This is a genomic window from Streptomyces sp. SID5785, from assembly GCF_009870065.1.
Classification (GTDB): Bacteria; Actinomycetota; Actinomycetes; order Streptomycetales; family Streptomycetaceae; genus Streptomyces.
Window position 1 is genome coordinate 1 of record NZ_WWIA01000444.1, and the last position, 8,583, is coordinate 8,583.

At 70.7% G+C, this 8,583-nt stretch carries 8 protein-coding genes; 3 read left to right on the forward strand and 5 right to left on the reverse strand.

Translation table 11 applies throughout. The annotated features are described in order from the left end of the window. The 3 genes from GTW43_RS14860 to pdhA all read right to left on the reverse strand — a co-directional run. A partial coding sequence (locus GTW43_RS14860; RefSeq protein ID WP_343246008.1) for a biotin/lipoyl-containing protein occupies nt 1-290 on the reverse strand: 290 nt, incomplete at its 3' end. 13 nt (nt 291-303) lie between these two features. Further along, nucleotides 304-1,284, reverse strand: a complete 981-nt coding sequence (locus tag GTW43_RS14865; RefSeq protein ID WP_161302354.1) for an alpha-ketoacid dehydrogenase subunit beta — start codon at nt 1,282-1,284, stop codon at nt 304-306. Between the two features lie 2 nt (nt 1,285-1,286). After that, nucleotides 1,287-2,441, reverse strand: a complete 1,155-nt coding sequence (gene pdhA, locus GTW43_RS14870) for a pyruvate dehydrogenase (acetyl-transferring) E1 component subunit alpha (RefSeq protein WP_161302356.1) — start codon at nt 2,439-2,441, stop codon at nt 1,287-1,289. Between the two features lie 402 nt (nt 2,442-2,843). Here pdhA and GTW43_RS14875 point away from each other — a divergent pair, with 402 nt between their 5' ends. Then, complete coding sequence (locus GTW43_RS14875; protein ID WP_161302358.1) at nt 2,844-3,503, forward strand: response regulator transcription factor; 660 nt, start codon at nt 2,844-2,846, stop codon at nt 3,501-3,503. 119 nt (nt 3,504-3,622) lie between these two features. After that, on the forward strand, nt 3,623-4,072 hold the full coding sequence (locus GTW43_RS14880; RefSeq protein ID WP_161302360.1) for a pyridoxamine 5'-phosphate oxidase family protein: 450 nt from the start codon (nt 3,623-3,625) through the stop codon (nt 4,070-4,072). A gap of 66 nt (nt 4,073-4,138) precedes the next feature. Here GTW43_RS14880 and GTW43_RS14885 read toward each other — a convergent pair whose 3' ends face one another. Continuing rightward, nucleotides 4,139-5,728 (reverse strand): protein kinase, encoded by a 1,590-nt coding sequence (locus GTW43_RS14885; protein ID WP_161302362.1) that lies wholly within the window; start codon nt 5,726-5,728, stop codon nt 4,139-4,141. 412 nt (nt 5,729-6,140) lie between these two features. Between GTW43_RS14885 and GTW43_RS14890 the strand changes: the two genes are divergently transcribed. Next, on the forward strand, nt 6,141-7,787 hold the full coding sequence (locus GTW43_RS14890; RefSeq protein ID WP_161302364.1) for a protein kinase: 1,647 nt from the start codon (nt 6,141-6,143) through the stop codon (nt 7,785-7,787). A 73-nt stretch (nt 7,788-7,860) separates the two neighbouring features. On the opposite strand, the gene GTW43_RS14895 is transcribed toward GTW43_RS14890, so the two are convergent. After that, complete coding sequence (locus GTW43_RS14895; RefSeq protein WP_161302366.1) at nt 7,861-8,400, reverse strand: bacterial proteasome activator family protein; 540 nt, start codon at nt 8,398-8,400, stop codon at nt 7,861-7,863. Nucleotides 8,401-8,583 lie beyond the last annotated feature (183 nt).

An 8,583-nucleotide genomic window follows, 5' to 3' on the forward strand; every position in this document is an offset into this window, starting at 1 on the left:
GCTGCGGCGGGGGCCGGCTCGGCGGCCGGCGCGGGGGCGGCGGGCTCCTCGCCCGCCACGTCCACGGAGATGATCACCTGGCCGACGTCCACCGTCGTGCCCTCGGGGAACAGGAGCTCCCTGACGACGCCGTCGAACGGGATCGGCAGCTCCACGGCCGCCTTCGCCGTCTCCACCTCGCACACGACCTGGCCGTCGGTGACGGTGTCGCCCGGCTGCACGTACCACTTGAGGATCTCGGCCTCGGTCAGACCTTCGCCCACGTCGGGCATCTTGAACTCACGAGCCATCTCTCAGCCCTCCTCAGTACGCCAGCGAGCGGTCGACGGCGTCGAGCACCCGGTCGAGACCCGGCAGGTACTCCTCCTCGAGGCGCGCCGGCGGATACGGCGCGTGGTACCCGCCGACCCGCAGCACGGGCGCCTCCAGGTGGTAGAAACAGCGCTCGCTGATACGGGCCGCGAGCTCCGCGCCGGCCCCGAGGAAGACGGGCGCCTCGTGCACGACGACGAGGTGCCGGGTCTTCTCCACTGACCGCTGCACGGCGTCGAAGTCGATCGGGGAGATCGAGCGCAGGTCGACGACCTCGAGGGACTTGCCCTCCTCCTGCGCGGCCGCGGCGGCCTCCAGGCAGACCTTGACCATCGGCCCGTACGCGACGAGCGTCAGGTCGCTGCCCTCGCGGGCGACGACGGCCTTGTGGAGGTCGCCGGGGACGGCCTCGGTGTCTAGGTCGCCCTTGTCCCAGTAGCGCCGCTTGGGCTCGAAGAAGATCACCGGGTCGTCGCTCTGGATGGCCTGCTGGAGCATCCAGTACGCGTCCGACGCGTTCGACGGCGAGACCACCTTCAGGCCCGCCACGTGCGCGAACAGCGTCTCGGGCGACTCGCTGTGGTGCTCGACGGCGCCGATGCCGCCGCCGTACGGGATACGGATGACGACCGGCACCTTGACCTTGCCGAGCGCCCGCGCGTGCATCTTCGCGAGCTGCGTGACGATCTGGTCGTACGCGGGGAAGACGAAGCCGTCGAACTGGATCTCCACCACCGGGCGGTACCCGCGCAGCGCGAGGCCGATCGCGGTGCCGACGATGCCGGACTCGGCGAGCGGGGTGTCGATGACCCGGTCCTCACCGAAGTCCTTCTGGAGGCCGTCGGTGACCCGGAAGACGCCGCCGAGCTTGCCGACGTCCTCGCCCATGACGAGGACCTTGGGGTCGTGGTCGAGCGCCGCGCGGAGCGACTCGTTGATCGCCTTGGCGATCGGAAGCTTCTGTACCGCCATGATCAGGCACCTTCCTCCGCGAACGACGCCTGGTAGGCGGCGAACTGCGCGCGCTCCTCGTCGACGAGCGCGTGCCCGTCCGCGTACACGTTCTCGAAGATCGCCATGTGGTCCGGGTCCGGCATGGCCCGCACCGCATCGCGCACTCGCTTGCCCAACGTCTCGGCCTCGGCGTCGAGTTCCGCGAAGAATCCCTCGTCCGTGTCCGTCCTCGCCTCGAGGTAGCTGCGCAGGCGCAGGATCGGATCCTTGGCCTCCCACGCGGCGCGCTCCTCGTCGGCCCGGTACTTCGTCGGGTCGTCGGAGGTGGTGTGCGCGCCCATGCGGTAGGTGAACGCCTCGACGAGCGTCGGGCCCTCGCCGTTGCGCGCCCGCTCCAGGGCCCAGCGGGTCACGGCCAGGACCGCGAGGACGTCGTTGCCGTCGACGCGGACGCCGGGGAAGCCGAAGCCCTGCGCGCGCTGGTAGAGCGGGACGCGGGTCTGCTTCTCGGTGGGCTCGGAGATGGCCCACTGGTTGTTCTGGCAGAAGAACACGACCGGAGCGTTGTACACCGCGGAGAACGTGAAGGCCTCCGCCACGTCGCCCTGGCTGGAGGCGCCGTCGCCGAAGTAGGCGACGACGGCCGAGTCGGCGCCGTCCTTGGCCACGCCCATCGCGTAGCCGGTGGCGTGCAGCACCTGGGAGCCGATGACGATCGTGTACAGCTGGAAGTTGTTGCCGTTCGGGTCCCAGCCGCCGTTGTTCACGCCGCGGAACATGCCGAGCAGCTTGGTCGGGTCGACGCCGCGGCACCAGGCGACGCCGTGCTCGCGGTAGGTCGGGAAGACGTAGTCGTCGTCGCGCGTCGCGCGGCCGGAGCCGACCTGGGCGGCCTCCTGGCCGAGCAGCGAGGGCCACAGGCCCAGCTCGCCCTGGCGCTGCAGGGTGACGGCCTCGGCGTCGAAGCGGCGGGCCATCACCATGTCGCGGTACAGGTCGCGCAGGGCGTCGTCGGTGATGTCCGTGACGTACTTGTCGTACGCCGCGTTCTTGACGCGCTTGCCCTCGGGCGTCATGAGCTGGACCAGCTCGGGCTTCTTCTTCGCGGCGGCCCGCTTGCGCGGGGGCTGTGCCTTCTGCGCGGCGCCAGTGCTGTCAGCACTGTCTACGGTCACGTGTGCTCCTCCGTCGGTCCGGCCCCCGGGATTGCCGGATGGCCAGTCGGCTCGGCTCGCCTGATCCGTCCACGCACGGGGTGGGTGCGCTGAGCCGGTTCAGGCGGACTGGAAAGAACGAACTGAGACGATCAAGGTCCTGCACGCTCCGGCGAAACACCCTTCACCCAGCACGTTACCCAGTGGGTCGCACATCTGCGAAACCCCATCTGACCTGCGTTTTTGCTTGGATTTCCAAGTAATTCGATGCTCGGAGATCCTAGTAGTCGCGCAGGGGACGAAGCGTCGCAGGTCACAGCCGTGCGGCTGGTCACTGGTCACAGCCTGGCAGGGGGCCGGAACACCGGCACGTTATCCCGGTCACCCGGGGCGCGGGAAGAGTTCGTGTGTGAGACTGGCACCGTGCACCAAGACGGAAAAATTCGCGTATTTCTCCTCGACGACCACGAAGTGGTGCGCCGCGGAGTCCACGAGATGCTCTCGGTGGAGGACGACATCGAGGTCGTCGGCGAGGCCGGGACGGCCGCCGACGCGCTGGTCAGGATCCCCGCCACCCGGCCCGACGTCGCGGTGCTCGACGTCCGGCTGCCGGACGGCAGCGGCGTCGAGGTGTGCCGCGAGATCCGTTCCCAGGACGACTCGGTCAAGTGCCTGATGCTGACCTCGTACGCGGACGACGAGGCCCTCTTCGACGCGATCATGGCCGGCGCCTCGGGCTACGTGCTGAAGGCGATCCGGGGCACCGAGCTCCTGACGGCCGTGCGGGACGTCGCCGCCGGCAAGTCGCTGCTCGACCCCGTGGCCACCGCCCGGGTCCTGGAGCGGCTGCGCGACGGCGGCCGCGCCAAGGCCGACGACCGGCTCGCGGGCCTGACCGACCAGGAGCGCCGCATCCTCGACCTGATCGGCGAGGGCATGACCAACAGGGCGATCGGCGAGCAGCTGCACCTGGCCGAGAAGACGATCAAGAACTACGTGTCCAGCCTGCTCTCGAAGCTCGGCATGGAGCGCCGCTCGCAGGCCGCCGCCTTCGTCGCCCGGATGCAGGCCGAGAAGCACTGAGCCCCGCACCGCCTCGGCGGTCCCCCGCGCCGCTGCGCGGGAAACCGGGACTTAGGTCCCGAGGCCCGGGGGGCGGGCTCCTCTTCTGCCGCGGGGGCCTCCCGGCGCACAGTGAAGACATGCCCATCGAACCCCCGACCTCGACGCCGATCCAGCAGGACCACGAGCGCGGCTTCGACCTGCTCGCACGGGTGCGGTACGGCCGCGTCGCCACGAGCATGCGCGCGCTGCCCTTCCTGGCCGCCGCCCGGCACGTCGTCTCGGACGGCCGGCTGCTGCTGCGGATGCACCGCGGCTACGGGTACCACCAGGCCTGTGTCGGCAGTGTCGTCGCCTACGGCGCCGACAACCTGGGCGTCGAGCGCCCGGACGAGCCCGGCCAGTGGTCCGTGCAGTGCGTCGGCACCTGCGAGCAGATCGAGCCGACCCCGGCCGAGCTGGAGCTGTTCGGCCCCACCCCGCTCTTCGCGGACGGCGACCTCTTCGACCCGGTCTACCTGCGCGTCGACCCGCAGTTCCTCACCGTGCACGAGCTCGAGGGCGGCTCGGCGGCGCAGCGCCCCGCCTGACGCGACGCTCTCACCGCCCGACGCGACGCTCTCGCCCCCCGGCGCTGCCTCCCGGCGCAGGCCGGCTCAGGCGCCGCCGCCCTCGCCGCCCTCCACGGTCCCGCCGGGCTGCCCCGTGCCGCCCTCGCTGCCGCCCGTGCCGTCCGGCGGCGTCACCGGGTCGCTCGGCTCGTCGGTCGGGCCGTCCGTCGGATCGCCGGTCGGATCGTCCGTCGGGTCGTCCGTCGGCTGATCGGTCGGCTCGTCCGTCGGCTCGTCGGTCGGCGTCGTCGGCTGCTGCGTCGGCTCCTGGGTCGGCGTGTAGTCGGGCTGCCCGCCCGTGTCGCCGCCCGGCTCCTGCGTCTCGCCGCCGGTGTCCGTCTCGTCCGTCGCGTCGTCGCTGGGCTCCTTCGACTCCTCCGACCGGGAGACCGACGGCGACTGCTTGTCCTTCTGCTTGTTGCCGTTGTCGTTGCCCGCGTTGAGCGCGAAGGCCACGCCGACGGCCACCGCGATCACGGCCAGCACGGCGATGATCCACATCTTGCCGCGGCCACCGCCCCCGCCGTGCCCGCCGCCGTCGAAGCCGCCGTCGTCGCCGCCCGGCGGGCGCAGCATCGGCTGCGCGGCCGTGCCGGCGTCGCCCGGGTGCGGCAGCGCGGTGGTGCCCGCCATGCCCATCGCCGGGGTGTTGCCGCCCTCGTGCATGTCGACGGGGCCGGTGTTCCAGGTGCCGGTGTGGCCGCCCTGCTCGTAGAGCATCTGCAGGCCGTACTGGACGAGCCCGCGCATCTCCTCCGCCGTCTGGAACCGGTCGTCCGGGTCCTTGGCCAGGGAGCGCATGACGAGGCCGTCCAGCTCCGGCGGCGCCGCGTCGGAGGACTCCGAGGGCGGCACCGGGATGTCCTGGACGTGCTGGTAGACGACCGAGAGCGGGGTCTCGCCGGTGAACGGCGGCCGCAGCGCGAGCAGCTCGTAGAGGAGGCAGCCGGTCGCGTACAGGTCGGAGCGGTGGTCGACGGCCTTGCCGAGGGCCTGCTCCGGGGACAGGTACTGGGGCGTGCCCATGACCATGCCGGTCTGCGTCATGGTCGACTGCGCGCCGTGCAGGGCGCGTGCGATGCCGAAGTCCATGACCTTGACGGCGCCCGTGTTCGTGATGATCACGTTGGCGGGCTTGATGTCACGGTGCACGATGCCGTGCTGGTGCGAGTACGCGAGCGCCTCGAGCACCCCGGAGACGATGATGAGGGCCTGCTCGGGGCCCGGCGCCTCCGCGTTGATGAGCAGGTCGCGGATGGTGCGGCCCTCGACGAGCTCCATGACGATGTACGGCACGGTGTTGCCCGCGACGAAGTCCTCGCCGGAGTCGTAGACCGCGACGACCGCGTGGTGGTTCAGCCCGGCGACCGACTGGGCCTCGCGCGTGAAGCGGGCCTTGGAGACGGGGTCCTCGGCGAGGTCGGCCCGGAGCAGCTTGACGGCGACGGTGCGCCCGAGGCGTACGTCCTCGGCGGCGAACACCTCGGCCATGCCGCCCCGGCCGAGTCTGCGGGTCAGCCGGTACCGGCCGTCCCCGACCAGCCCGCCGTTCCCGAAGGCGTCCGGCGCATCTGACATACCGCCGCCAGTCGCCTCGGGGTCGGACGGGCCCTGAGCGCGCTGCTGCTGTGCCATCAGTCCTCGCCGTCGTTTCTGTCCGTGCTCTTGCTGTCTGGTGCCGCGTGGGTGCCGCCGGATCCGCGCGTTCGGAGTACGCGCGGTTGTGAACACGGGCTCTGTCGGGCCACGCTACAGGCTTCGGTGGTGGCGCCGTCCCGAGATGGACCGGACATCAAACCCGTTGCCGTGCACGTCCTGCAAATCGTGCGCGCAATTTCTGTGGCGGATCGATGTCCGTTCCATGAGCGTTCGGGAAGCGGCGCGCGTCCTGTCCCCTGTAACGCTTCCGCGACGCTTCTTGCCCGTACGGTCACGGAACGGGCACCGAGCTTGACGTGTCACTGCCCTACGGCAGACTTGGCCGGGAATAGCTGATTCGATCACCGGGCCGCACCGACGTCGGGGCGCCTATGGGGGACGTGGAGACATGACCGAGGGCAGCGCCGGCGGCGCGCAGAGCGGACGGTACGCGGGCAGTTCCGTGGCCGGTGGGCGGTACCAGCTGCGCGACCTGCTCGGCCAGGGCGGCATGGCCTCCGTGCACCTCGCGCACGACACCCGGCTCGACCGCGCCGTGGCCATCAAGACTTTGCACACGGAACTCGGCCGCGAGGACGCGTTCCGTCAGCGCTTCCAGCGCGAGGCCCAGTCGGTGGCCAAGCTCACGCACACGAACATCGTGTCGGTCTTCGACTCGGGCGAGGACGAGCTCGACGGGACCATCACGCCGTACATCGTCATGGAGTACGTCGAGGGCCGGCCGCTGGGCTCGGTGCTCGACGAGGACGTCAGCCGCTACGGCGCGATGCCCGCCGACAAGGCCCTGAAGATCACCGCCGACGTGCTCGCCGCGCTGGAGATCAGTCACGAGATGGGCCTGGTCCACCGCGACATCAAGCCGGGCAACGTGATGATGACGAAGCGCAACGTCGTCAAGGTCATGGACTTCGGCATCGCCCGCGCCATGCAGTCCGGCGTGACGTCGATGACGCAGACAGGCATGGTCGTGGGCACGCCCCAGTACCTGTCGCCCGAGCAGGCGCTCGGCCGCGGCGTGGACGCCCGCTCCGACCTGTACTCGGTCGGCATCATGCTGTTCCAACTGGTCACCGGACGGCTGCCGTTCGAGGCGGACTCGCCGCTGGCCATAGCGTATGCGCACGTCCAGGAGGAGCCCGTGGCTCCCTCCTCGATCAACCGCTCGCTCCCGCCGGCCATCGACGCGCTCGTCGCCCGCGCCCTGAAGAAGAACCCGAACGAGCGCTTCCCGAGCGCCGAGGCGATGCGGGACGAGTGCCTGCGCGTCGCCCAGTCGCTGACGCCGGCCGCGCCGAGCATCGTGCCGGGCGTGCAGACGTCGAGCGGTGCGGGGGTCGGCTCGACCGTCTTCCCGCCGATCGACCACACCGGTGCGCCCACGGGCCCGGTCCAGACCCCGTACCAGCCGCAGAACCCTTACGGCACCCCGCCACCCACCCCGGCCCCCCAGGCGGGCTACGGCTACCCCCAGCAGGGCGGCTACCAGACACCGCCGCCGTCGGTCTCGTACGCACCGCAGACACCCGCGCCGTACAGCTCCCAGCCGGTGACGACCACCAGCCCCGCGGGCGGCAATGCCTCGGGCGGCAAGAACAAGATGGTGATCATCGCCTCGATCGTGGTCGCGCTGATCGCCATCGGCGGCCTGATCACGGCCCTGACGCTGAACAAGGACGACGACCCGGAGGCGGGCGGCACGGGTTCACCGTCGGCGTCCGCGGGCGAGGTCGCGGGGCACAAGGGCCCGGACACGACGAAGACGATCGAGACCGACAAGTGCACCGAGCCCGAGACGGGCAGCAACGACGAGAACAAGATCAAGGTCCCGGACTTCTACCTGCGCAACATCGACTCGGTGAAGGCCTGTTTCCGGGCTGCGGGCTGGAACTACGACCTCAAGGAGCAGGACGAGAACACGTACGGCGAGGGCACGGTCATGAACCAGAGCCCGGCCGCCAACACGGAGATCGACCCGACCGACGTGAAGATCCAGCTCATGGTGTCGACGGGCAACCCGCCCGGCGGCGGCAACTGATCTGAGACACGAGAAGGGGGCCCGCGCTCGGTGCGCGGGCCCCCTTCTCATGCGCTGACGTGCGCGAGGTCGGTCACAGGTACGGCCCGCCCGAGCGGCCCAGGGTGTGGGGGTCTTCGCCCTCCTCGCCGCCGGCGCCGGGGGGCAGGGCGCGGCGCATCTGTTCCAGTTGGGCGCGGGCGGCCATCTGCTGGGCGAAGAGCGTCGTCTGGATCCCGTGGAAGAGGCCCTCGAGCCAGCCCACCAACTGGGCCTGCGCGATGCGCAGTTCGGCGTCGGACGGGGTCGCCTCGTCGGTGAAGGGCAGGGAGAGCCGCTCCAGCTCCTCGACGAGCTCCGGCGCGAGGCCGTCCTCCAGCTCCTTGACCGAGCTGTGGTGGATCTCCTTGAGCCGCTGGCGGCTCGCCTCGTCCAGGGGAGCCGCGCGCACTTCCTCCAGCAGCTGCTTGATCATGCTGCCGATGCGCATCACCTTGGCGGGCTGCTCCACCATCTCCGTCACCGGGACCTCGCGGGATTCGTCGTCTCCGCCGCCGCCCAGAGCCATTCCGTCCTGGCCCACGACCAGGATCTGCGGGTTCTCCGGCGACCGTTCGTTCCTCGGCATCTCCATGCCGCCATTGTCGCGCACTGTGGTCTCACTCTCCGGTGGTGCCCCCGCCTGACGGTGATCCACCCCCGTTCGAGTGGCCCGAAATCCGGCGTGCCCGTTTTATTGCCCTATGTGAGGCTTGGAGCAAGCGCCGGAGGGTGACGCCCTCCGGCACGGGGCGCACGGAACGCACGGGGCGCACGG

Coding starts and splice junctions, on each gene's coding strand:
- GTW43_RS14865 (WP_161302354.1), bottom strand. CDS start 1,284: ATGGCGGTACAGAAGCTTCCGATCGCCAAGGCGATCAACGAGTCGCTC.
- GTW43_RS14880 (WP_161302360.1), top strand. CDS start 3,623: ATGCCCATCGAACCCCCGACCTCGACGCCGATCCAGCAGGACCACGAG.
- GTW43_RS14885 (WP_161302362.1), bottom strand. CDS start 5,728: ATGGCACAGCAGCAGCGCGCTCAGGGCCCGTCCGACCCCGAGGCGACT.
- GTW43_RS14890 (WP_161302364.1), top strand. CDS start 6,141: ATGACCGAGGGCAGCGCCGGCGGCGCGCAGAGCGGACGGTACGCGGGC.
- GTW43_RS14895 (WP_161302366.1), bottom strand. CDS start 8,400: ATGGAGATGCCGAGGAACGAACGGTCGCCGGAGAACCCGCAGATCCTG.